Annotated in this window: 29 protein-coding genes and 1 tRNA gene; 27 read left to right on the plus strand and 3 right to left on the minus strand. The window is 60.2% G+C overall.

Annotation, left to right across the window (positions count from 1 at the left end):
• The first annotated feature begins 41 nt into the window (after positions 1-41).
• Positions 42-2300 (plus strand): DNA cytosine methyltransferase, encoded by a 2259-nt coding sequence (locus HDE72_RS24525; RefSeq protein ID WP_183747303.1) that lies wholly within the window; start codon positions 42-44, stop codon positions 2298-2300.
• 1 nt (position 2301) lies between these two features.
• Here HDE72_RS24525 and HDE72_RS24530 read toward each other — a convergent pair whose 3' ends face one another.
• Entirely contained in the window at positions 2302-2694 is a 393-nt protein-coding gene (locus tag HDE72_RS24530) for a hypothetical protein (RefSeq protein ID WP_183747306.1), read from the minus strand.
• Positions 2695-3031: 337 nt separating this feature from the next.
• Positions 3032-3685: a DUF4145 domain-containing protein gene (locus HDE72_RS24535; protein ID WP_260176901.1), complete on the minus strand. Its 654-nt coding sequence runs from the start codon at positions 3683-3685 to the stop codon at positions 3032-3034.
• A gap of 29 nt (positions 3686-3714) precedes the next feature.
• Here HDE72_RS24535 and HDE72_RS27605 point away from each other — a divergent pair, with 29 nt between their 5' ends.
• The 6 genes from HDE72_RS27605 to HDE72_RS24565 are packed head-to-tail and all read left to right on the plus strand — an operon-like array spanning position 3715 to position 9726.
• Positions 3715-4764, plus strand: coding sequence for an adenine nucleotide alpha hydrolase family protein (locus HDE72_RS27605; protein ID WP_221291392.1), 1050 nt, complete (start codon positions 3715-3717; stop codon positions 4762-4764).
• Complete coding sequence (locus HDE72_RS24545) at positions 4761-5249, plus strand: nuclease domain-containing protein (protein ID WP_221291393.1); 489 nt, start codon at positions 4761-4763, stop codon at positions 5247-5249. The genes HDE72_RS27605 and HDE72_RS24545 overlap by 4 nt, the downstream gene beginning before the upstream one ends.
• Positions 5246-7876: a DNA methyltransferase gene (locus HDE72_RS24550; RefSeq protein ID WP_183747309.1), complete on the plus strand. Its 2631-nt coding sequence runs from the start codon at positions 5246-5248 to the stop codon at positions 7874-7876. The genes HDE72_RS24545 and HDE72_RS24550 overlap by 4 nt, the downstream gene beginning before the upstream one ends.
• A complete protein-coding gene (locus HDE72_RS24555; protein ID WP_183747312.1) occupies positions 7873-8280 on the plus strand; it encodes a hypothetical protein in 408 nt (135 codons plus the stop codon). Before HDE72_RS24550 ends, HDE72_RS24555 begins: the two co-directional genes overlap by 4 nt.
• Positions 8277-9089: a YdaU family protein gene (locus HDE72_RS27610; RefSeq protein WP_221291394.1), complete on the plus strand. Its 813-nt coding sequence runs from the start codon at positions 8277-8279 to the stop codon at positions 9087-9089. Before HDE72_RS24555 ends, HDE72_RS27610 begins: the two co-directional genes overlap by 4 nt.
• A complete protein-coding gene (locus tag HDE72_RS24565; RefSeq protein ID WP_183747315.1) occupies positions 9076-9726 on the plus strand; it encodes a DUF6475 domain-containing protein in 651 nt (216 codons plus the stop codon). Before HDE72_RS27610 ends, HDE72_RS24565 begins: the two co-directional genes overlap by 14 nt.
• Positions 9727-10101: 375 nt before the next feature.
• Here HDE72_RS24565 and HDE72_RS24570 read toward each other — a convergent pair whose 3' ends face one another.
• A complete protein-coding gene (locus HDE72_RS24570; protein WP_183747318.1) occupies positions 10102-10338 on the minus strand; it encodes a hypothetical protein in 237 nt (78 codons plus the stop codon).
• A gap of 107 nt (positions 10339-10445) precedes the next feature.
• Here HDE72_RS24570 and HDE72_RS24575 point away from each other — a divergent pair, with 107 nt between their 5' ends.
• From HDE72_RS24575 to HDE72_RS24670, 20 genes are all read left to right on the plus strand, one after another.
• On the plus strand, positions 10446-10877 hold the full coding sequence (locus HDE72_RS24575) for a RusA family crossover junction endodeoxyribonuclease (RefSeq protein ID WP_183747321.1): 432 nt from the start codon (positions 10446-10448) through the stop codon (positions 10875-10877).
• Positions 10874-11299 (plus strand): hypothetical protein, encoded by a 426-nt coding sequence (locus HDE72_RS24580; protein ID WP_183747324.1) that lies wholly within the window; start codon positions 10874-10876, stop codon positions 11297-11299. The genes HDE72_RS24575 and HDE72_RS24580 overlap by 4 nt, the downstream gene beginning before the upstream one ends.
• 77 nt (positions 11300-11376) lie before the next feature.
• Positions 11377-11919 carry a hypothetical protein gene (locus HDE72_RS24585; RefSeq protein WP_183747327.1) on the plus strand — a complete coding sequence of 181 codons (543 nt, stop codon included), beginning with the start codon at positions 11377-11379 and terminating at the stop codon, positions 11917-11919.
• Positions 11920-12184: 265 nt separating this feature from the next.
• Positions 12185-12352 (plus strand): hypothetical protein, encoded by a 168-nt coding sequence (locus HDE72_RS24590; RefSeq protein ID WP_183747329.1) that lies wholly within the window; start codon positions 12185-12187, stop codon positions 12350-12352.
• Positions 12353-12385: 33 nt separating this feature from the next.
• Positions 12386-12459 (plus strand) — tRNA-Gly (locus tag HDE72_RS24595).
• 78 nt (positions 12460-12537) lie between these two features.
• Positions 12538-12693, plus strand: a complete 156-nt coding sequence (locus HDE72_RS24600) for a hypothetical protein (protein ID WP_183747332.1) — start codon at positions 12538-12540, stop codon at positions 12691-12693.
• Between the two features lie 137 nt (positions 12694-12830).
• Positions 12831-13076: a hypothetical protein gene (locus HDE72_RS24605; RefSeq protein WP_183747335.1), complete on the plus strand. Its 246-nt coding sequence runs from the start codon at positions 12831-12833 to the stop codon at positions 13074-13076.
• A 95-nt stretch (positions 13077-13171) separates the two neighbouring features.
• Complete coding sequence (locus tag HDE72_RS24610; RefSeq protein ID WP_221291395.1) at positions 13172-13813, plus strand: putative metallopeptidase; 642 nt, start codon at positions 13172-13174, stop codon at positions 13811-13813.
• A 31-nt stretch (positions 13814-13844) separates the two neighbouring features.
• Positions 13845-14321: a DUF2280 domain-containing protein gene (locus HDE72_RS24615; RefSeq protein ID WP_183747338.1), complete on the plus strand. Its 477-nt coding sequence runs from the start codon at positions 13845-13847 to the stop codon at positions 14319-14321.
• Positions 14290-15615 carry a phage terminase large subunit family protein gene (locus HDE72_RS24620; RefSeq protein ID WP_183747341.1) on the plus strand — a complete coding sequence of 442 codons (1326 nt, stop codon included), beginning with the start codon at positions 14290-14292 and terminating at the stop codon, positions 15613-15615. Before HDE72_RS24615 ends, HDE72_RS24620 begins: the two co-directional genes overlap by 32 nt.
• Positions 15616-15629: 14 nt before the next feature.
• Positions 15630-17003, plus strand: coding sequence for a DUF4055 domain-containing protein (locus tag HDE72_RS24625; protein WP_183747344.1), 1374 nt, complete (start codon positions 15630-15632; stop codon positions 17001-17003).
• Positions 17004-18089 (plus strand): structural protein, encoded by a 1086-nt coding sequence (locus tag HDE72_RS24630; protein ID WP_183747347.1) that lies wholly within the window; start codon positions 17004-17006, stop codon positions 18087-18089. It abuts the gene before it with no gap.
• 122 nt (positions 18090-18211) lie between these two features.
• Positions 18212-18997 (plus strand): DUF6651 domain-containing protein, encoded by a 786-nt coding sequence (locus HDE72_RS24635; RefSeq protein WP_183747350.1) that lies wholly within the window; start codon positions 18212-18214, stop codon positions 18995-18997.
• Between the two features lie 3 nt (positions 18998-19000).
• Complete coding sequence (locus HDE72_RS24640; protein ID WP_183747353.1) at positions 19001-19993, plus strand: major capsid protein; 993 nt, start codon at positions 19001-19003, stop codon at positions 19991-19993.
• Between the two features lie 65 nt (positions 19994-20058).
• Positions 20059-20526 (plus strand): hypothetical protein, encoded by a 468-nt coding sequence (locus tag HDE72_RS27895; protein WP_260176902.1) that lies wholly within the window; start codon positions 20059-20061, stop codon positions 20524-20526.
• A gap of 51 nt (positions 20527-20577) precedes the next feature.
• Positions 20578-21093 carry a DnaT-like ssDNA-binding protein gene (locus HDE72_RS24650; protein ID WP_183747356.1) on the plus strand — a complete coding sequence of 172 codons (516 nt, stop codon included), beginning with the start codon at positions 20578-20580 and terminating at the stop codon, positions 21091-21093.
• Positions 21090-21461: a hypothetical protein gene (locus tag HDE72_RS24655; protein ID WP_183747359.1), complete on the plus strand. Its 372-nt coding sequence runs from the start codon at positions 21090-21092 to the stop codon at positions 21459-21461. Before HDE72_RS24650 ends, HDE72_RS24655 begins: the two co-directional genes overlap by 4 nt.
• Positions 21462-21464: 3 nt before the next feature.
• A complete protein-coding gene (locus HDE72_RS24660; protein WP_183747363.1) occupies positions 21465-21839 on the plus strand; it encodes a hypothetical protein in 375 nt (124 codons plus the stop codon).
• Positions 21839-22336: a hypothetical protein gene (locus HDE72_RS24665; protein ID WP_183747366.1), complete on the plus strand. Its 498-nt coding sequence runs from the start codon at positions 21839-21841 to the stop codon at positions 22334-22336. Before HDE72_RS24660 ends, HDE72_RS24665 begins: the two co-directional genes overlap by 1 nt.
• Positions 22333-22734 carry a phage tail terminator-like protein gene (locus HDE72_RS24670; protein WP_183747369.1) on the plus strand — a complete coding sequence of 134 codons (402 nt, stop codon included), beginning with the start codon at positions 22333-22335 and terminating at the stop codon, positions 22732-22734. The genes HDE72_RS24665 and HDE72_RS24670 overlap by 4 nt, the downstream gene beginning before the upstream one ends.
• The last annotated feature ends 58 nt before the right edge of the window (positions 22735-22792 follow it).

The raw sequence follows: 22792 nt of genomic DNA on the forward strand, positions 1-22792 counted from the left end.
GCGCGCCTGCGCGTGACCCTCCGTCCTGTGGAGGCGCAACCATGAAGCGCGACAACTTCACCCTTTCTCTCGACCTGGGCAGCGAGCTGATCATCGACAACTTCGCCGGCGGCGGCGGCACCAGTACCGGCCTTGAACAGGCATTCGGCCGCCCGGTCGATATCGCCATCAACCACGATCCCGAAGCGCTGGCCATGCACGCGGCGAACCACCCGCACACCACGCACCTGTGCGAAAGCGTGTGGGACGTCGACCCGATCAAGGTCACGGGCAACCGCCCGGTGGGTCTGGTCTGGCTCAGTCCAGATTGTAAGCATTTTAGCAAGGCCAAGGGCGGCAAGCCGGTCGAAAAGCGCATTCGCGGCCTGGCCTGGGTGACGCTGCGCTGGGCAGCCAAGTGCAAGCCGCGCGTGATCATGCTGGAAAACGTGGAGGAGTTCAAAACTTGGGGCCCGCTGCTGGTCGCCGCCGACGGTAGCGCCAAGCCGGATCCGGCCAAGCGCGGCAAAACGTTCGATTCGTTCATTCGCCAGCTGCGCGCGCACGGCTATGCCGTCGAATACCGCGAAATGCGCGGCTGCGACCACAATACGCCGACCATCCGCAAGCGCTTCTTCCTGGTGGCACGCCGCGACGGCATCGCCATCCAGTGGCCAGAACCGACCCATGGCGCGCCGGATAGCATCGGCGTGCGCGCCGGCAAGCTGCTGCCGTACCGCACGGCGGCCGAGTGTATCGACTTCAGTTTGCCGTGCCCGTCGATCTTCGAGCGCGACAAGCCGCTGGCACCGGCCACACTGCGCCGCATCGCCAAGGGCATCATGCGTTATGTGGTTGACGCGGCCGATCCGTTCATTGTCGGCCAGGGTGGCCCGATCTACGGCGGCAAACCGGTCTCGGCAAATCAGCCATTCGGCACGCTGACGACGGAAAACCACCGTGCTGTAGTGCTGCCAACAATCGTCCCGGTCACGCACCAGGGCGGCGACCGCACCGAATCCATCGGGGAACCGTTCCGCACCATCACCGGTGCACACCGGGGCGAGAAAGCGCTGGGCGTGGCCACTCTGGTACAGGTGGGCTATGGAGAGCGGCCGGCGCTGTACCACTGCAAGGCGTGCGGCGATAACTTCAATGATCAACACGCCACGGGCGCTGGCGGCCTGGCGCCTGCCGAGTGCCCGCGCTGCGGAGAGGAAGAGCAGATTGATTTGGTGCATGCCGGCCAGGCGCCGCGCGCGCTTGATATCGAGAAGCCACTGGGCACGGTGGTGGGCGCCGCAGCAAAGCACGCGCTTGTATCTGCCTTGCTGGTCGACGCTGCGCATGGCGAGGTGTCGCCTGGCGGTGTCAAGCGCTGGGGCACAGGCGCGCATAACGTCGACACTCCACTGGGTACCGTCACGGCCAGCGGCAACAAGGCCGTGGCCACCGCGTTCCTGGCCAAACATTACACGGGCGTCGTGGGTTCCGACCTGACCGATCCTATCGGTACGGTCACCGCATGCGACCACCACAGCCTGGTGACGGCGTTCTTGACGGAGCATGCCAACGCAAGCAATCAACGCGTGATGTCGGCCGCCGAGCCACTGCGCACGATCTGCGCCCAGGTCAAAGGTGGGCATTTCAGCATGGTGTCGGCGCACATCACCAAATTCCGCACTGGCGCCACCGGTAGCGACATGAACACACCGCTGCCGACAATCACGGCCGGGCCGAAGGAAAACCCGGCCGGCGCGCCCCATGCCTTGGGCGTCGTCACGGCTCATATCCAGCGCGACATGGGCGCCAGCGTTGGACATGCCGCTGATGCGCCACTTGGCACGGTCACGGCCGGCGGTGGCGGCAAGTCGGCGCTGGTCACCAGCAACATGATCAAGCTGCGCGGAACAAGCACGGCGGCCGGTACCGACGAGCCGCTGGGCACGGTCAGCGCCGGCGGCCAGCATCACGCCGAGGTGCGCTCGTTCCTGCTGGCTTATTACGGCGCCAGCGAAACGCACGACCTGGCGGACCCGCTCAATACGGTAACTAGCCGCGACCGCTTCGGCCTGGTGACGATCCACGGCCAGGATTACCAGATCGTGGATATCGGCCTGCGCATGCTGCAGCCGCGCGAGCTGTTCCGGGCCCAGGGCTTCCCCGACGATTACATCATCGGCGACGACCCGGCCCAAGGACTGAAACTGACGAAATCGGCCCAAGTGCGCATGTGCGGTAATTCGGTGTGCCCGCCCATGGCCAAGGCGCTGATCCTGGCCAACTTCGCGCATGAGCGCGAGATTGCGAGGGTTGCGTGAATTACTTCACTACATATGGGTATGCGGATATAGCGAGTGCTGCCCCTGCAATAACTAACGAAATCACCGCCAACCGAAGTGATCGCTCAGACGCCGCTGCCGATCGTTCCCCTGCGACCGCTGCGCGCTCACTTGCCTCCGCTGCCCTTACAGCAGCATCTGCCGCCAACTGGCTGGCTTCAGATGAAGCCTCGGCCGCACCCGTATTACGGACCGCAAGCGCCAAGTCTTCCGCGCGCTGCGCTGCGATGGCGGCAACCTGGCGTCGAGTATTCCATTGCCGAAATGCTATTGCATTGTCTGTATTCCCTTGGAGGTCCGCCCATTGCGATGCCTCCTCGAATGATTTGGTTTCGAAGTTCCTGATCACATCCGCCAAGGCTTGTTCGTCCATATTTTCCCCCTTATCAAAAAGGAATCCTAACATGATGTACGACTTGGCAAGAAATGATCGCGCACATATTGCAAACCAAGCCGCTCCCGCCTATTCGTTGATCCGCAAGCTCTGCGCCTGCGGCAAGGCCAGCACCGCCAAGCAACTGTCGCAGCACGGCAAATGCGCCGCATGCGCGCTGGCCGCCGTCCGCGCCGTAATTCTGCCTGGCGACTTCGCCAAGCTGCAGCACATGCTGGGCGCCGTGCAGCAACATCCGAAGTCCAAGTGGGGATGGCGCAACTATTTTGCCGCCGGTAGTGGCCAGCAGCACGAGGGGTTGAGCGTGTTCAATTCTTTATTGCCCTTCCTCTCGACGCAGTTTGGCCGCCTCAACTTGTGCAGGCAGAGTGTAGAGATATATGAGCAAGAACTTACAGAACTCATGCATCTGGCTGGCCATTTCCACGGTTGCAACCGTATCGCTGTGTACGGCTTCATTCCCGTCAAGTCTAAGCTCGTGTGCCCAGGCTTGAATTTCGGGAGTGATTCTGTTTTCTTTGGCCAATCGATCAATCCGCTTTTCAATTTTCCAGGCTTCGATATCTGGCGAAAACGCCTTGAGGGCGAGTTCCATAGCCTTGCGATACATGCTGCAGGCAGCGTCGAAATGTTGCCCTTTAAGCGATGCAGCAGCTTGAGAAAAGACGCGAGCAACCGAATCAGGAATGTCAGCAGGCGCTTCGGACGAGGTACTTTCTGGAAATACCTTATGAGCGCGAACCTGATGTCCTGTTGCCATAAGGTTTCCAGAGTAATCAGCGGTCTTATAGCCGAGCATGATCAGACTTGCAGCACTGTGAAACAAGACTGTAATCGGCATATTGCAGCCGCCACATGTGGCGCTAACAATCAACTGCTGTGGATTTGCTGGCCTGATGTATTCGGATTGGATTGCAAAGCTCATTATCTTTGCATCGCAATGCGGACAGTCATAAACGATTGTAGCCATAAATTTCCTTATCAAAAGGAAATCTTATCATGAGCCAAGGTGATATTTTCTCGGTGGGCGCCCAGCGCCTGCAGATGACCGACTCCATCGATCTGACGATCCAGTCGCTGCTGGCCTACGGCGCCACGCATGAACACTGGGGCATTGCCTGGTCGGGTGGCAAAGATTCCAGCGCCACGCTGACGCTGATCACCTACCTGCTTGACACTGGCAAGATCGCCCGCCCGAAGTCGTTGACGGTGTTTTACGCCGACACGCGCCAGGAGTTGCCACCGCTGGCCATCGCGGCGCGCCAGATCACGGACGAGCTGCAAGAGCGCGGCATCCGTGTTGAAATCGCCAATCAAGTGATAAGGCTAGATCAGCCCCAGTTCTGCCTTGATGGTGGTCTGCATTTTTTGCATTTTTTCTATCGCCACCGTATAGGACGCTCTAAGGGAGTCACAGTACTGCGCCAGTCTGCGAAGACGAGCATCTCGCAAATCTTTGTGAATTTGATCGCCATGTACCGAGGCCATGTAGTCAGCTTGCTCAAAACGCTCTATGAGAATGTTGTTCAGGCGAATACTGCCGACAAAGCTATTCGCATGTCCATACCCCATGATAATAAGGCGGCGCAAATCGTCATTCGGGACTTGCCCGAGTCTGGCGGTCGAGGCATCGTAGATTGGGAATGGACGTTCCACGATTGGGATCACGTAAAGGAAGGGTTCCCCGGCCGGAACATCCATCAAAAGCTTACCGTTTCGCACTCCAAAACTATCGGAAACGACAATCATCTCATCGAGCAGATTTCGAAGAAGGTGCCTCACTTGTTCCGATTCAGCGATCCTCGCCTGCTCCTGAGCTTGCCTTTTTTGCCAGTACGGTACCCATATTGCAATTCCGATCGCGACTATGGAGCCAACAGCCTGTACCCAGGATGGAGTATTGCTACTGGACCACGGAATGTTGCTAAGGCCGTAGCCGCCTGCAAAGCAAAACAGTGCCAGACCCGCGAATTGAACGAAAGCTTTCATAAATTTCCTCGTGGATATTGGCAACATATTAACATGTCGTCCCTTTGGCGGGCGGTATGAAGCGCTCCCCCATGAAGCCCGGCAACCCCCTGGCGCGCACGCCATTCAAGCGCACCTCGCCCATGCCCAGCACCGGCATGCTCTCCGTGCAGTCGCATCAGCGCATGGCGCCGAAGGGCAAAGCTGGCTTGAAGACCAAAGGCCCGCGCTCGACGCCGATCCGGCGCGCCGCGCGCGGCCAGGACTGCACGCTGCGCATGGCCGTCTGCAACTTTGACCCTGACACCACCGTGCTATGCCATAGCAATTTCCTGGCAGACGGGAAGGGTATGGGCCTGAAGGCGCCGGACACCGCCGCGGCGTTCGGCTGCAGTGCCTGCCACGACGTGCTCGACGGCCGGCGCCCGCGCCCGGCTGGGCTGTCGCTGGCTGAGCTGGAAGACACTTTTTACGCGGCCGTGTGCCGCACCCACGAAATTTTACGGACGATGGGCCTGCTCGATGCAGCGCCTGCCGCCATTCAACCTACATTGGAACACCCATGAGCGCATTTAGCCCGCAAGAACAAAAACACCTGAAAGAAGTGGCGTACAGCGAATTCTTGCGCGCCAAGATCAAATTGGCTCAGCGCAAGGGCTTCGACGTGCCTTTGGCTGATATCCACCCCGGCCTCAAGCCGCACACCCGCGATATCGTGCGCTGGGCCCTGGCTGGCGGCCAGCGCGCCATCTTCGCCTCGTTCGGCCTGCACAAGACCAGCACCAACCTGGAAGTGATGCGCCAGATCGGCATCCACCGCCCGGGCGGTATTCGCGGCATCGTCGCCCCGCTGGGCGTGCGCCAGGAATTCTCCCGCGAGGTGGCGAAGCGCTTCACCGGCGACCAGGCTGTCGACCTGCGCTTCATCCGCACTGATGCGGAGATCGATGACCCGGCCACCATCTACATGACGAATTATGAGTCAGTCCGTGAGGGCAAGGTCGACGTGACGAAGTGGCAGGCATCCGGCCTGGACGAGGCCAGCGTGCTGCGTAGCTACGGCAGCAAGACCTATCAAGAGTTCTTGCCGATGTTCGACGGTGTCGAGTTCAAGTTTGTCTACACGGCCACGCCGAGCCCTAACCGCTTCAAAGAGTTGATCCACTATGCCGGCTACCTGGGCGTGATGGACACTGGCCAGGCGCTGACGCGCTTCTTCCAGCGCGACAGTGAAAAGGCGGGCAACCTGACGCTGTATCCGCACAAAGAGCAGGAATTCTGGCTGTGGGTGGCCAGCTGGGCCGTTTTTATCCAGCGCCCAAGCGACCTGGGTCATTCGGACGAGGGCTATGACCTGCCGGCCCTCGATGTGCGCTTTCACGAAGTGCCGAGCAATTACGACACGGCCGGCGCCGAGAAGAATGGCCAGGGCCTGCTCATTCCGAACGTGGCCATGGGTCTGTCGGCCGCCGCTGGCGAGAAACGCGACAGTATGGCCGCGCGGGTCGCCAAGGTGGCTGAGATCATGGCTGTGGATCCTGACGATCATTTTCTGATCTGGCACGACCTGGAAGATGAGCGCCACGCCATTCAGGCGGCAATCCCTGATGTGGTCAGTGTTTGGGGTACGCAGGACCTGGACCAGCGCGAGCAGCGCATTGCTGATTTCAGCGACGGCAAGATCAAGAGCCTGTCCACCAAGCCAATCATCGCTGGCAGCGGTTGCAACTTCCAGGTGTATTGCCATCGTGAGATTTTCGCGGGCATCGGCTTCAAGTTCAACGATTTCATTCAAGCAATCCACCGGGTGCAGCGCTTCCAGCAGCGGCACGCCGTCCGCATTGACATTATTCACACGGAAGTCGAGCGCAAGGTGCTGGCCGATCTGATGGAGAAATGGCGCCGCCACGACGAAATGCAGGCCAAAATGGGCCAAATCATCCGCTCCTACGGCCTGGATCAGCTGTCTATGCAGGATTCGCTGGCGCGCACCATCGGTGTCGAGCGCGCCGTGGTGGCCGGCGAGCGCTTTTCCGTAGCCAATAACGATTGCGTGCTCGAAGCCATGCAGCAGCCCGATAACTCGGTGGGCATGATCATCACCAGCGTGCCATTCGCCAACCATTACGAATACACGCCGAGCTATAACGATTTTGGCCACACTCAAGACAATGACCACTTTTGGGCGCAGATGGACTTCCTGACGCCGGAACTGTTGCGCATCTTGCAGCCTGGCCGCATCTATGCCTGCCACGTCAAGGACCGCATCAATTTCGGCAATGTCACCGGCGCCGGTGTGCCGACCGTCAGCCCGTTCCACGCCGAAGCGCTGTTTCACGGCATCAAGCACGGCTTCGACTATATGGGCATGATCACAGTCGTGACCGATGTGGTGCGCGAAAACAACCAAACCTACCGCCTGGGCTATTCCGAGGTGTGCAAGGACGGCACAAAGATGGGCGTCGGCTCGCCGGAATACATCTTGTTGTTCCATAAGCCACAGACGGACCGCTCGCGCGGCTACGCCGATACGCCAGTCACCAAGGCAAAGCCGATGTGTCTGGACGATGACGGCGAGCGCATCCCGTTCGACCGCAAGGCTGCACCAATTACCGGTACCGGCTACAGCGTGGCGCGCTGGCAGGTCGATGCGCATGCATTCTGGCGCTCGAGCGGCGACCGCCTGCTGGGTGCCGCAGAGCTGGCCAGCTTCGGCCCGGCCAAGCTGGCGAAGCTGTTCACCGGCCTGTCGTTGGAAAACGTCTACAACTACGAATACCACGTTGAGGTGGGCGAGGCGCTGCTGGCCAACAAGGCGCTTCCAGCCGACTACCTCAGCCTGGCACCCGGTAGCACCGACCCGGCCGTGTGGCACGACATCGTGCGCATGCGCACTTTGAATGGCGAACAGTCGGCGCGCGCGGTCGAAAAACACGTTTGCCCATTCCAGATCGATATCGTAGACCGCCTGATCGGCCGTTACAGCAACCCTGGCGAAGTGATCTATGACCCATTCTGCGGCCTGGGTACCGTGCCCGTGCGCGCGATGAAGCTTGGCCGCCGTGGTGCTGGCAGCGAGTTGAATCCGGCTTATTTCGCGGACCAGGTGCATTACTGCCAGGCGATGGAGCGCGAGGTCAGCATGCCTACACTGTTCGATATGGAATTGATGGACGAGGAGAATGCAAAGTGACGCGCGCAAATTTCAGTGAATTCGTGCTGGGCGCCATGCCCGGTACCAAGGCCGATATCGTCATCAAGTCAGGCGTCAGTCAGGCCACCGTGCTGCGCTGGGTCAACCAGCTGCATGCCGAGCGCAAGATTTACATCTGCAGCTGGAAGCGCCACCCGCGCGCTGGCGCGGCCATGGCCGTGTATGCCGTCGGCAGCCTGCCTGATGCGCCGTGCCGCCTGAAGCATCAAACGAAGCTTCAGACCCGGCTGCGCTTTGAGGCCAAGGCCAAGCAGGACGGCCGCTGGGACCGTATGCAGGCGCGCTGGCGCAGCAAGTACTGGATCCGCAAAGCCGCCGCTGCGGGTGATCCTCTGGTGGCTGCGCTGTTCGGCGCGGCGCGCTCCCAGGAGGTGGCGCCTTGAACTATTACCCTTTCCACATCGGCGACTTCCGCTCCGGGACCGTGAATATGTCTCGCCAGGCTCGCTGGATTTACCGGGACATGATGGATGTCTATTACGACGTCGAGGCACCACTTCCGCTCGATATCGATGTGCTATGTGACGCCCTGGGCGTCGAGACGGCAGATGAGCGTGTGATTGTTGAGCGCCTGCTTCGCTTCAAATTCATCAAAACAGATGACGGATACCGTCATGAGGTGTGCGAGCAAGTCATTGCCGACTACCACGTGAAGGCAGAAACAGCGAAAGCAAATGGGAGGCTGGGCGGTCGCCCCCGCAAGCAATCAACAACCAATCAAGAACCTAGCGGGTTTCCATCGGGTTTCGATTTGGATGCTACTGGCAACCCGGCTGAAACCGGATCAAAAACTAACCAAGAACCAATAACCAATAACCATAAACCAGTAAAAACAAAAGACAAGTCGCCTCCGGCTCCCGACGATCTGCTTTCCGAGATCGATCCGCAGATCGTTGCTGACTTCAAGGCCCTGCGGACCAAGCACAAGGCGCCGATCACGAAGACTGCGATCCAGGGCATCGTGCGCGAAGCGGAAAAGGCCGGTTTGACCTTGGAGGGCGCTTTGCGCATCTGCTGCGAGAGGGGATGGCGCGGCTTCAAGGCCGAATGGATTACACAGCACGCCTCGCAGGCCGGGCGAGGGCAGGGTGCCAGCACGGTCTACGGCCAGACCATGGCCGCCGCCGAGCGGGCCAAGGCGAGGATTTTCGGTAACGCAGCAACGCAAGGAGGTCTGCATGACGCAGGATGACTACGAGGAATTCGCCGGCATGGTAGGTGCGATCACCGAGCTTTACGGGCGCGCCGCCAGCGAATTCGCCATCACGATCTGGTGGGGCGCTCTCCGGCAGTACGACCTGTCCGCTGTGCGCCAGGCCTTTGACCGCCACGTACGCAATCCTGATAGCGGCCAGTTCGCGCCGAAGCCGGCCGATCTGATCCGAATGATGGGCGGCACCACGCAGGATTCGGCGCTGGTAGCTTGGGCCAAGGTTGATCGCGCGCTACGGGTTGTTGGCACCTACCGCAGCGTGGCTTTCGATGATGCCCTGGTGCACCGCGTGCTGACGGAAATGGGTGGCTGGACTGCATTGGGCGCGAAGACTGAGAAGGAATGGCCCTTCGTTGCCAAGGAGTTCGAAAACCGGTACCGCGGCTATCGCATGCGCAACGAATGCCCCGATTACCCGCCGGTCCTGGTGGGCCTGGCCGAGGCGCAGAACGCGCAGGCCGGCTTCCGCGGCGAAGCGCCGACCCTGATCGGGGATCAATCGCTGGCTCAGCGCGTGATGGCCGGCGGCACAGCGCAGCCATTGATTGCCATGCGATCTGCTGGCGCATTGGCAGGCCCAGCTGCTTCCGCACAGCGGATGGTGGGCCATGGTTGATGCGCAAAAAGCGATGCGGCTTGAATTCAGCTACCGCCACGCTGCGAGGAGGTGCTGCCTGCTACCAGTGTCTGTCCGGGTCGAAATAAATTGAACTATGAGGCGCTAGCGAAAGATTCAGGTTGCTGCTGACTAAATTCTTCGCTCGCGCAGCTGCTAGCTGTTTTTTGTCGTAAAGCACGAGCATCGCTGCGCAAATTAACTCAATGTGGGCTTGCAATGCTGTCGCCTTAAGTCGATCGCCAGAAGCAATAGCAAACTCAAATGGAGCCAGTGAGATGTGGAGGTCACGAAACAAGCTGCGGAGTAATCCGTTCGCCTCGAGGTCAACGCTAGCGGAATCGTGCGCCGCCAATGGATGGGTTTTCACGGGAGTTATGCAGGAAGACTGCCGCCGAAATCCAAATCGAACATGGCGTGCTGCACAGCGATATCGACAGCTGCTTCGGTGCTGGGATATCCCTCATTGCACTGATGCTCCGAAAAATCGGGAGCTAGCAAGCCATCGGTGATGCGGTATCGCGGATACCAAGAGGATTCGATTTTGAGGGCGGTGGCTTCGATGGTGAATTTTCCGTACTGTGCCAAGCGACTGAATATTGTGATTTTCATATATTTCCTTATTGTTTAGTTAAGTTTGTGGTGTAGGGAGTTGCTGGTCTGTGCGCTGAGCCACATTTATTGCCGCAAATGAAAAACATTATTTTTAAGAGGTTCAAATGAACGTTGCTTTTGTTATCCCCGGTCAGCCGGTAGCGAAAGGTCGGCCGAAGTTTTCGCGCCGCGGCAAAGCAGTCGTTGCCTATACACCCGCCAAGACGGCCAGTTACGAAAATCTGGTCAAGCTGGCTGCAACTGCCGCCATGGCCGGCGCCACGCCCAGTGCTGCGCCGATTGATTTGACCATCACCCTGGCGCTGCAAATACCGGCCAGCTGGTCGAACAAGCGCCGCGCGCTGGCTGTCGCCGGCACGATCTGCGCGACGAAGAAGCCGGATGCCGACAATGTGCTGAAGGGCATCAAGGACGGCTGCAACGGCATCGTGTGGCGCGATGATGCCCAGGTGGTCAGCATCAGCCTGCAGAAGCTCTATTCCGAAACACCGCACGCCAACGTGGTCGTGCGGGAATTGCCAGGGGAGGCCGCATGAGCGCCAACAAAAAGCCGCGTAAGCGCTACAGCCCCAAGCCCGCCGTGCTGCCGCCAGGCATGCGCCGCGCCATCGCCTTCGAAATGCCAGGCTTCCAGGCCAGCGAGGCAATGGGCAAGGGGCACTTTCAGGAACAGCACGTCTACGACCTGTTGAGCAACGCCGACATGGCGCGCCGCATCGCGCCAGATGGCCACGCCATCCTGCCGGTGGCCCAGGTCATGGTCGAGGCGATTGCCGAAATCCAGGCCCGAGCCCAGCGCACCGGCACTTTCGGCGTCAACGGCGACGAAATGCGCGTGCTGAGCGAGGGGATCGGCAAGACGATGGTCTTTTTACGCGGGGTGTCGAATGCCGATATCGCGCGCGCATCGATGGCTGCCATCAGCGAATTCAACCGGACCGGCGTGCTGCGCGTATGAGTGGCGCTGGCGAGTGGAAGGGCTAGCCCAAGTCGGAAAAGGGTGTTAACTTTGGCAGACAAAACGAAAGGCAAATCATGGGCTTTACAGACCGCTACATCGCATCGATCGGTTCGAGCAATCTGAAGGATGACGCGCAGAACCACCAGACGGACCCACTGGCCGCCGCGGCGCTGGCTGGCGATATCGGCGCGCTGCTGTGCCGCGTGAAGTACGCTGACGGCACGCTCACACGCATGTTCGAGGGCAACCAGCAGAACCTGGCGCAGCTGCTGCGCATCTGGACGGCCGAAGTGATCCGGCGTGGCCGAGCGCGGCGCTGGGTCCCGGAAAACACGGCCTGGGACGCGCAATCGGCGCAGGCGTTGTATCGGCGTGTGGCCGAGAAGTCGCTGGCGCACTGGCTCGACAGCAAGTGCTTGGGTTGCAGCGGTACCGGCGTTAAGGTGCTGCTGGGCAATGGCATCTGCACCTCGTGCAAGGGGACCGGCACGGCAGCCGTGCAGGGCGCTGCCGGCCTGGAGCTGGAGCGCGTCAAGGACATGGTGAGCGAGTTGAGCGCCATTTCCGACAGCCACAAAGGGCGCGCCTCCGGTCTGTTGCGTGGAGGCGACCAGTAGCGTAGATTTTTCTTTAAGTCTGTGTTTACAAACAGTGTTTTTATGTATAATGAAGACTTGCAATTCAAGTAAAGTCTTTCGGAAATCGTAATGTGCGCACCGCGCCACCGATAGCCGAAACTCGCGACAGTACCCGGACCCGCATCGGATCTGCTCGCCTTGAATTTGCCGCTCACTACGCACTATGGCCGTGGGAGCAACACCGAAGCACGAAGCCACCCTTGAGGTGGCTTTTCTATTTGCGCGTCCACTTTTCGAGGTCGCCATGACCGAAACAACCCACCCACCGCATTACTTGGCACGCGAGTACCTGGAGCGCTGCACGCATTCAGTGGAGCCGCCGCCGACACCCGACGAAATTCGCCGGGAACTGGGGTGGGCGCTGATTGCGGCTGAGCGCCAGGCGCAGGCCGAGTGCGACGAGCGGGACTGATTTAGACGGACGCTGTAACCGGCGCCAGATTTTGCGGGTGTAGCTCAATGGTAGAGCAGAAGCCTTCCAAGCTTACGACGAGGGTTCGATTCCCTTCACCCGCTCCAGTGTCTCCTTGCTCGGCATGCCGAGTTTTTGCCGCCGCGCTTCACTGCGCTGGCGGCTTTTCTATTTCCGAGGTCAGCATGGCGATTTGTTCGTTATCGGTCAGCTTGTCCATAGCCTGGTGGGTTCGCCCGTTTCTTGCTGCGATGGTAGTGCTGGACCGCGTGGTCCATTTTGGCGACGTGGCACAGGACCGCATCGCAGCCATCGTCGTGCTGGGCGTAAAAGTTAAATAGTGCGGACTGCCAGCGCGCTCCAGTGGCAGAGCTTGAAAAACGGGCGCAGTCTCCGACGTAGCAATGCCCCAGAGGACTCCAGCCGCAAGGCACGGCGGCGCCTGCTGGGAGCGGGCGGTGACACAACGAAAGCGAACATGCAGAAAATTCAACACCCCTCGAACAATGCCGTGCTCGGCGCACCCGCAGGCTGGGACCAGGCCGAGCTGCCTTGCAACGCCCTACCCATCACGCGCACGCACGTCGGCGACCTGCCTGCCGTGGTATCGTACTGGCGCCCAGATGCCGAAGAGCTGGCCTCGCTGAATGCTGGCGGCGCCATCAGGCTGTGGGTGGTGGGCGCAACCATGCCGCCCGTGTCGCTGAGCGTCGAACTCGCCTGAAACACTACATTTAGTAGGTTGCAAGCAAAAGTGCCAAAATTTGCGGGGTTTAGACTTCGGTTTTCGCCGCCAAACACTACATCTAGTGGGTTGTGATGAAAAAAAGCCGAAACTCTGCAGCTGCCGAGCTGGCGCGGCCAATGCCGCCGCCCGAGTTCGCCGACCCGCTGAGCAACCGCTACATGCCCGCGCCCGAAGTGCTCAAATGGGCGCGGCGCGAAATCCTCGCCGAAGGCGGCGCGCTCTACAACGAAGACCACGCCCACCTGGAATATGCCGACGTGCAATTCCTGTGGGCACCTCACGGATTCAACAAGCAGGGCCGCACCGTGCTGGGTCAGTGCGAGGAAATGACCTTTCGCTGTGGTCCGTGGCAGAAGGGCCGCCAGCAACAGCAGATGGCCGACTGGTTCGGCGCAGTACCGGACTTCCTCATCACCCTCGACGCATCGTATTGTTTGACCTGCAACGACGCCGAGTTCTGCGCGCTGGTCGAGCACGAGCTTTATCACATCGCCCAGGAGCTTGATGACTTCGGCTCGCCGGCATTCAACAAGTACGGGCTGCCGAAGCTTTGCATGCGCTCGCACGATGTGGAAGAGTTCATCGGCGTCGTCCGCCGTTACGGCGCCAGCCAGGACGTGCAACGCATGATCGACGCAGCAAAGACCGCGCCAGAAGTGGCGAAAATCAACATCGCGAGGGCTTGCGGAACCTGTTTGCTGAAAGCTGCATAAGGTTGACCGGCCATTTACCGGAAGGCAACTCATGGCAGCACTTAAAGACGAGGTCAAGCTGTTCATCGTCAAGGCGCTGGCATGTTTCGACACGCCGACGCAGGTTTCCATTGCAGTAAAGGAAGAGTTTGGCCTTGACGTGCCGCGCCAGCAGATCGCTACATACGATCCTGAAAAGCACGTCGGCCGCAGCCTAAGCGTGAAATGGAAGACGCTTTTCCATGACACGCGAAAGAAGTTCCGCGATGACGTGGCTGAGATTCCTATCGCCAGTAAGGCTTTTCGTCTTCGTGCGTTGGCCAGGATGGCGCAGCAAGCCGAGGGCATGCGCAACATCGCTCTGGCCGTATCGGTCATCGAGCAGGCCGCCAAGGAAGTCGGCGACGTCTACGTGAATCGACGCCTCGATGCTCCAAAAGCACCAGGCGATACCGGCGAAGGCATGCCGGCAGCCCCTGAATACATACTGAAGCCCGATGAAGACCTCCCCGACAGCCCGATTCTCTGAAGGGCCGGTCGCGCTAACGCCGAAGCAGGCGAACATTTACGTGTGGGGTTGGCAGAAAAAGGCCCGCTTTCGTGACGCCGTGTGCGGCCGGCGCTTCGGCAAGACGTTCCTGGGCAAGGCCGAGATTCGGCGTGCCGCTCGCTTGGCTGCGGAGTGGGGCGTCAGTATCGAGGACGAGATTTGGTACTGCGCGCCGACGTTCAAGCAGGCGAAGCGGGTTTTCTGGAAGCGCCTCAAGCAAGCAATTCCGCCGAGCTGGCGTGCCGGGAAGCCGAACGAGACGGAATGCTCGATCACCACCAAGGCTGGCCACGTCCTCCGCATCGTCGGCCTGGACGCCTACGACAACTTGCGCGGTTCGGGCCTCTTCTTTGCCCTGGTCGACGAATGGGCAGACTGCGTGTACGCCGCCTGGGAAGAGGTGCTGCGGCCGATGCTGTCGACCTGCCGCTTCGTCATCAATGGCGAGGAGCGTGTCGGCGGCCACGCGCTGCGCATCGGCACGCCGAAAGGCTTCAACCACTGCTATGACAGCTACCTCGATGGCCAAGGGCGTGAGCCTGATCACAAGAGCTGGCTCTATACGTCGGTCGATGGCGGCAACGTCCCGGCCGAAGAGATCGAAGCAGCACGGCGCAAGATGGATCCGCGCACGTTCCGCCAAGAGTACCTGGCCAGCTTCGAGAACTACCAGGGCGTTATCTATTACTGCTTCGATCGGCGTCGCAACAATACCGACGACACGGTCAAGCCAGGCGATGCGCTGCATATCGGCATGGACTTCAACGTCGGCAAGGGCGCAGCGGTGGTTTTCGTGATTCGTGACGACCTGCCGCGCGCTGTCGATGAATTCATGGAGGTGTTCGACACGCCAGCCATGATCGAGAAGATTAAGGCGCGTTACAAGCAGGTCGGCCAGCAGCACCTAATAACGATTTATCCGGACGCATCCGGCCAGAACCGGAAGAGCAGTGGCGCCAGCGAGTCGGATCTGTCGTTGCTGCGCGCCGCTGGCTTCACTGTGGTGGTCGACCATAGTAACCCGGCTGTGAAAGACCGCATCAACAGCGTGAACGCCATGCTGTGCAACACCTACGACCAGCGCCGCATGCTGGTCAATGCCACCAAGTGCCCGAAATACACGCTCAGCCTGGAGCGTCAGATTTATGACGACAAGGGCGAGCCGGACAAGAAGGGCGGCTTTGACCATGCCAATGATGCCGGCGGCTACTTCATCACCAAGCGCTGGCCAATCACGAAGAAGAGCGCCACGGTATCGCCGCTGCGCATGTAACAACAAGGATTTCCATGACCGATGTACGCACACAATCAGCCGAAGCCAAAAAGCTGAACGAGGATTGCGCGCTGATTTCCGCGCTGCTGGGCGGGACCAAGGCTATGCGGGCGGCTGGCAAGATGTATTTGCCCCAATGGCCGGGTGAGGCGGATGACAGCTACAAGATGCGCCTGTCCGTGGCCACCTTGTTCCCCGCTTACGCCCGCACCATCGATGTGCTGTCGGCGAAGCCATTTAGCAAGCCAGTGACGCTGGGCGAGGATGTGCCAGAGCAGCTCAAACCATGGCTGCAGGATGTTGATCTGTCGGGCCGCAACCTGCATAGCTTTCTGTCCGAGGTCGCCCAGGAGGCGCTGGGCTATGGCTTTTCCGGCATCTTGGTTGACTATCCACCGACGGTCGATGAAGAGGGCCGGGCACTTTACCCCACCAAGGCGGCCGAGTTGACTGCCGGCGTACGGCCGTACTTTGTGCAGGTTCATCCGCAAAACATCCTGGGATGGCTGCCAAAGAACGCCACGAGCGCCGAAGGGCTGACGCAGTTGCGCCTGCTTGAGAGCGTGTCGGTTCCAGATGGTGATTTTGACACCATCGAAATCGAGCAGGTGCGCGTCCTCGGGCGCGGCACTTGGCAGGTTTGGCGCCAAGTCGGGACGAACGACAAGAAGGTGTGGCAACTTCATGCTCATGGCCGCACCAGCATGGAAACCATTCCCTTCGCGCCGGTCTACGGCAAGCGCCTGGGTTACATGCAAGCCACGCCTCCCTTGCTTGAGCTCGCATATAACAACGTCGAGCACTGGCAGAGCAACAGCGATCAGCAGAACATCCTGCATATTGCACGAGTTCCGATCCTGTTTGCCAAAATGCTGGGCGAAGGAAATACCATTACCGTGGGCACAGGCAGCGCCGTCAAGTCCGAAAGTCCTGACGGTGACCTGAAATTCGTGGAGCACGGCGGCAAGGCGATCGATGCCGGCCGCCTGTCCATCCTTGACCTGGAAGACCGCATGCGGCAGGCCGGCGCCGAATTGCTGGTCATCAAGCCTGGCAACGTGACCGAATCGCAGACCCTGGCCGACAACGAGCAGGGCGCTTGTGCGCTGCAGAAGATCGCAAGCAACATCGAGGATTCGGCCGACATGGCGCTGCAGTTCATGGCGCAATGGGTCCATGAGAGCGAAGGCGGCCACGTCACGCTGTTCAAGGACTTCGGCGCCGCCTCGCTCGCCGAAGCAAGTGCGGAACTGCTGTTCAAGAGCGCCGCCAGCGGCAAAATCTCTGGCGAAACCTACTTTAACGAGTTGAAAAGACGGGGGATGATCTCCCCTGATCTGGACTGGGAAACGGAGCAAGAGCGCATTCTCTCTTCGGTGGGCGTGTAAATGGGCGCCGTCGAAGAGTGGATCGCCGAGATGTTCCTGACGCACTCACTGAACTTGTTGCGTTTCTCGGCCGGGGTGCAGGACAAGATCATTGGCCTGCTGGGCGCCATGTCGAAGGATTTGGCTGCCAAGCTGGGCGAGGGTGAGATATCGGATTACGGTAAGCAGCGCCTCACCGCGTTGCTGCGCGAATCCAATGCCGTCATTGCCTCGCATTACAGTGGCATGCAGGCCGAGCTGGCGCGCAACCTGACCGGCCTGACCCACCTTGAGGCCGACTACTCGGCCAAGGTGCTGACACAGGCTTTCAAGATCGAACTGGGCGCCAAGTTGCCGCCAGCGACATACCTGGAGAAGCTGGCCGGCGATACGCTGATCAAGGGCGCCTCGTCGGCCGACTGGTGGAAGCGCCAGACGCAGGCCACACAGTTCCGGTTCGCCGACCAGGTGCGGCTCGGCGCGGCGCAGGGTGAGACGACCTCGCAGATCGTCGCGCGGGTCGTTGGCAAGAGCGCCAAGGCTGCCGGCGAGGATGTTGAGGCCATGCCCGGCATTCTGAAAACGTCCGAGGCAAACGCCCGCGCGCTGGTGCATAGCTCGGTCCAGGCTGTCGCCAATGCGGCACGCTTGGCCAGCTTTCAGGAGAATTCCGACCTGATCGAGTGCCTGGTCTGGCTCTCCACGCTGGATTCGAATACTTGCTTGCTGTGCGCCTCGCGTGATCTGATGGAATACTCGCTGCACGATCAGGAGCCGATCAATCACACGCTCGAATGGGCTGGCGGGCCCGGCGCCATTCACTTCAGCTGCCGCTGCGTGATCACGACGCGGGCCAAGACCTTCGCCGAGCTGGGCATCGAGCTGGACGAGCCCGCCGCCGGCACGCGGCCCAGTGATGGTGGTGCGGTCAGCGCAAAGATGAACTTCAAGGACTTCCTTGCCAGCAAGGACAAGGCCTGGCGGGCTGAATACCTGGGCCCAGGCCGTGCTGAGATGTACGAGGCAGGCAAGATCACGCTGAACGACCTGATGAATCTCAAGGGCCGCAAGCTGACGCTGGAGCAGTTGCGCGAGAAGTATAAGTAGCAGATTTTCACCATTTTGAGCCGCCCGGGCAACCTGGCGGCTTTTTTATTGCCGCAAGCGGATGCGACGCGGCGCACGGCCAGAAGGCCATTCACACGGGCGGATGCCCAGAAAGCCACCAAATGAAACTCAAACTCGATGCAAATGGCAATGTCGTTGTCCAGGATGGCAAGCCAGTCTACGTACATGATGATGGGAAGGAAGTCCCGTTTGATGCGGCTGCTGCCGTGCAGAAGATCCAAGGTTTGAACGGCGAGGCTAAGTCTCACCGCGAAGCCAAGGAGACTGCCGAAGCAAAGCTGCAAGCGTTCGCTGGCATTGACGACCCCGCCGCTGCAGTGAAGGCGATCGAGCTGATGAAGAACGTCGATGAAGGCAAGTTGCTCACGGCCGGCAAGGTTGAAGAAATCAAGGTGCAAGCGCAAAAGGCGGCCGAAGGGCAGGTTGCTGCAGCCAACAAGGCCCATGCCGATGAGCTTGCCCGCACCAAGACCGAGCTGGAGGCCATCACCGGCAGCCTGTATTCGGAAATGATCGGCGGTAGCTTCAATCGCTCGAAACTCATCACCGACAAGTTTGCCATTCCGGTTGATCTGGTACAGGCGCGCTTCGGCCAGGCCTTCAAGGTCGAGGCAGGCAAGATCGTGGCTTACGACGGCGCAGGCAACAAGATTTTCTCGCGCACGCGCCCAGGCGATCTGGCTGACTTTGACGAAGCGCTCGAAACCTTGGTGGATCAGTATCCCTACAAGGATCAGATCCTTAAAGGCTCGGGCGCATCTGGCGGTGGCGCGCAACAACTAAATGGCGGCGGTGGTAGCCAAAAACAAACGGGCAATCTCGGTGGGACGCGTGAAGAGCGTGCCGCTGCTTTTGCTGCTCAATATCCCGAATTAGCGAAAGGCTAAAAAATGTCTCTCTCCCAAATGCAAGTGTTCAACAAGTACATCATGCCTGCGACCATCGAAACGCTGGCGCAGATGGTGGCTAAGTTCAACGCAGCCAGTAATGGCGCCATCCGCCTCACGACCGAAGGTTTTGAAGGTGACTTCCTGCAGGAATCGTTCTTTGCGGCCATTCATTCCGCTCAGCGCCGCGTCAATCGCTACGGCGCCAACGGAGCTGCTACCTCCACCGACCTGACCCAATTGAAGCACAGTTCGGTGAAGATTGCCGGCGGCTTCGGGCCGATCCGCTTCGAGCCAGCACAAATGACCTGGCTCGAAAAACCAACTGCCGAAGGTATCGAGGTTGCCTCGCGCAATTTCGCTGAAGCGATGATGGCGGATCAGCTGAATACCGCTATCGCCGCTCTGGTCGCGGCCATCAGCAACAACGCGAACACAGTCAACGACGTGAGCGGGACCCGGGGCTTGGACTACATCGCCATGAACGAAGCTCACGGCAAGTTCGGCGATCACAGCGGTAATTTGGTAGCGCAGATCATGAACGGCGCGACATACCACAAGCTGATCGGTGCCAACCTGGCCAATGAAAAACAGCTTTTCCAGGCCCTAAACGTTCGCGTTGTCGATATCCTCGGCAAGCCTGTGGTTGTCACCGATGCGCCAGCACTGTATTCGGCCGCAGTCGGCCCAGCGCCTGGCCCAGCGGCGCCGGCCAAGCTGCGCGTGCTGTCCTTGGCCGAAGGTGCTGCGACCGTTACCGATGGCTCCGACATCATCAGCAACATTGAAACGACCAACGGTAACGAGCGCATCGAAACGACGATGCAGGTTGACTACACCTTCGGCCTGGGCTTGAAGGGCTACACCTGGGACGAAGCGTCGGGCGGCAAGTCGCCATCCGATGCCGCCTTGGGCACCGGCTCGAACTGGGACAAGGTTGCCACCAGCGACAAGCACACTGCTGGCGTGATCACCATCGGCGACGCGAGCAAGTAAGTAGCAGGCCGCGCCCTCAAGTGGGGCGCGGCCTCCCTCAACAAACACAAGAATCGGGGTTCCAAATGGAAAAAGCACCGGCAAATATCTGGTATCTGCCAGGACCGATGTTCCAATATAGCGAGGACGTCAAGGCGCTTGCGCGCCAGGCCGGCCTTAAGATCATTGACGCGAACGTAGCCGTTGGTCGCACCAATGCCGCTGAAGACGTCCCGGAAGTCACGATCAAGGCCGAATACCTGGCTCAAGGCGCGAGCGAAAACGGCGAGCGGGAGGCTGCATTGCGGGCTGCGCACGAGCAGTTGCTGGAGCGCGAGCGCGAACTGGACGAACGCGAGCAGCGCCTGGTCGAAACGGAGCGGCGCATCGAAGCCTTGGGCGCGGCCAACGAACAGGCCGCCGCCCGTAACGCCGATCAGGCCGCAGCCAACGAAGCCGAGGCCCAGCGCCTGCGCGACGAAGCTGCCAAGCAGGCCGCCGCCACCCTGGCCAGCGCGCCGAAATCGAAGCCAGGCAAGGCCGACCAAGCCTAAGCCACAAGCCCCGCACGCCGGGGCGTTCATCGATCCATCCCGAAAGTTGCCATGTCAATCATCATCGAAACCGGCGAAGGCCTGGCCGACGCCGAATCCTACGCCAGTGTTGCTTCGGCAGATGCGCGCTGCGCCAGCCTGGGCCTGACCGCCTGGGCGGCGCTGGCCGAGGCCGACAAGGAAATCGCGCTGCGCAAGGCGGTGATCTTCATGGCAACGTACCGGGTGCGCTGGGCCGGCCGGCGCATGAATCAGCAGCAGGCGCTGGACTGGCCACGCTATGGTGTCAAGGCCGATGGCTTTCCGGTACCAAGCGATGCTGTACCGGTCGATGTAGTCAATGCCTGCATCGACCTGGCGGCGCGCGCTGGCCGTGGCGAGGATCTGCTGCCGGACCTCGACACGGGCTCGAACGTCATCAAGAAAGACAAGACGGGGCCGCTGGAAACGGAGTATTTCCAGAACACGACCGATGCGCGTGAGCGCTTCGTGGCCGTCGATTCGTTGCTGGCGCCATACTTTGGCCTGTCTGGCGGCGGCAACTCAATTAAATTGGTGCGCGGATGAGTACATTCCCGGTGGTGCAAATCGAGGGCTGCGCTGCCCACGAGAATACGTACAGCCATAACGGCAAGGTGTGGACGGTCACAAACCTCATCGCTCGCTCCAAGGATCTGGTGCCGTTTGACCTCCCACTGGCGGCCATCTATCTCGGCACCGAAGTCTGGACGCCAGAAGGCTCGCCGTTCGGCATGGCGCACCACATGCGGCGCGCGCTGGACGTTGACACCCGTTATCCGGTGATTTTGAGCGAAGATGGATTCATCATGGATGGCTGGCACCGCGTGCTGCGCGCACTGATAGACGGCAAGCCAACGATCAAAGCCGTCCGGTTCTCGAAGACGCCAGCCCACGATTATTTGAAGGCGGAGTAATACATGACCGATTACACCAAAACCGCCGCGCGCGCCGACGCCTCGCTGCGCCGCAAGGGTGGCATCGTCGTGCTGCGCCAGATCGTGGCGGGCGAATACGATCCTGATTTGGGCACTGCACCTACAACGACGACCGAATACGAAGGCACGGGCGTCAAGATCGGCTACAGCGCCGAGGATATCGACGGCACACTGATCCAGTCGGGCGACCAGAAATTGCTGCTGTCGCCGCTGCAGCGCAATGGCGCGCCAATGCTGACGCCGACCACGGCCGACCTGGTGCTGATCGGTGGTGCCAGTTTCACCATCGTGGCGGTCGATAAGACCGAGCCAGTCGACGTGGCTGTGCTGTTCACGCTGCAACTCAGGGGGCTTTGATGGCCAAGGGTTCATTTTCCATGCAGATTGGCGAGTTTATTGCCAAGACCAAGGCAAATCAGGATCTGGTGGTGCGCGCCATCACGGCAAAGATCGATGCGGGCCTAGTTTCGCGGTCCCCGGTGGGGGATGCGTCATATTGGCAGCGCCCACCGCCGCCTGGATACGCCGGCGGCCGGTTTCGCGGCAACTGGCAACTCTCGCTCGGGTCGCCCACCACTGGATCACTGGACCTGACAGACAAGGATGGGAGTGCCACCATTGCCGCACATGGCGCCGTAGTTGGCGCCGCCAAGGCTGGCGACGTGGTCTATTTCGTCAACAACTTGCCATATGCGAAGCGCATCGAGGAAGGCTGGTCGCGTCAGGCGCCAATCGGCCTGGTTGCGCTGACGATCGTGGAATTTCAGACGATTGTGGACAACGCGGTCAACGGCGTGCGTGCCGGCACGAGCTCCAGCGACTTCGCTCAAGGCTACTCGACATACAAATTATGAGCCAAACGAAAATCCGCGCCGCGCTGGAAAGCGCGCTGGCCAGCATTAAGCCTGGCATCGATACAGCCTACCAGAACATCGCGTATAAGCCTGTGACCGACAAGGAATACCAGGCTGCATATTTTTTGCCGGCGCCACCGGACAATCGCTCGATGGGCGACGGCTCGCGCCAAGAGCGCGGCATCTTTCAGGTGAATCTCATGTACCCAAAAGGAAAGGGTACGGCAGCCGCAGGCGCCCGCGCGGAGCTGATCCAGTCACTTTTTCGGCGTGGAGCCAGCTTCGCCAAAGATGACATCACCGTTCAGATCGAGCGCACCCCGGAAATATCCGACGGCCGTGAAGACGAAGACCGCTGGTTCGTGCCAGTCAAGATCCGCTGGTTTTGCAACCTGTAACACGCAGCACCCACCACACAGATCGCCTCGGCGGTCTTTTTTTTCGACCAAAGAAAGG

This window comes from Janthinobacterium saanense, assembly GCF_014200675.1.
Taxonomy (GTDB): Bacteria; Pseudomonadota; Gammaproteobacteria; order Burkholderiales; family Burkholderiaceae_D; genus Janthinobacterium.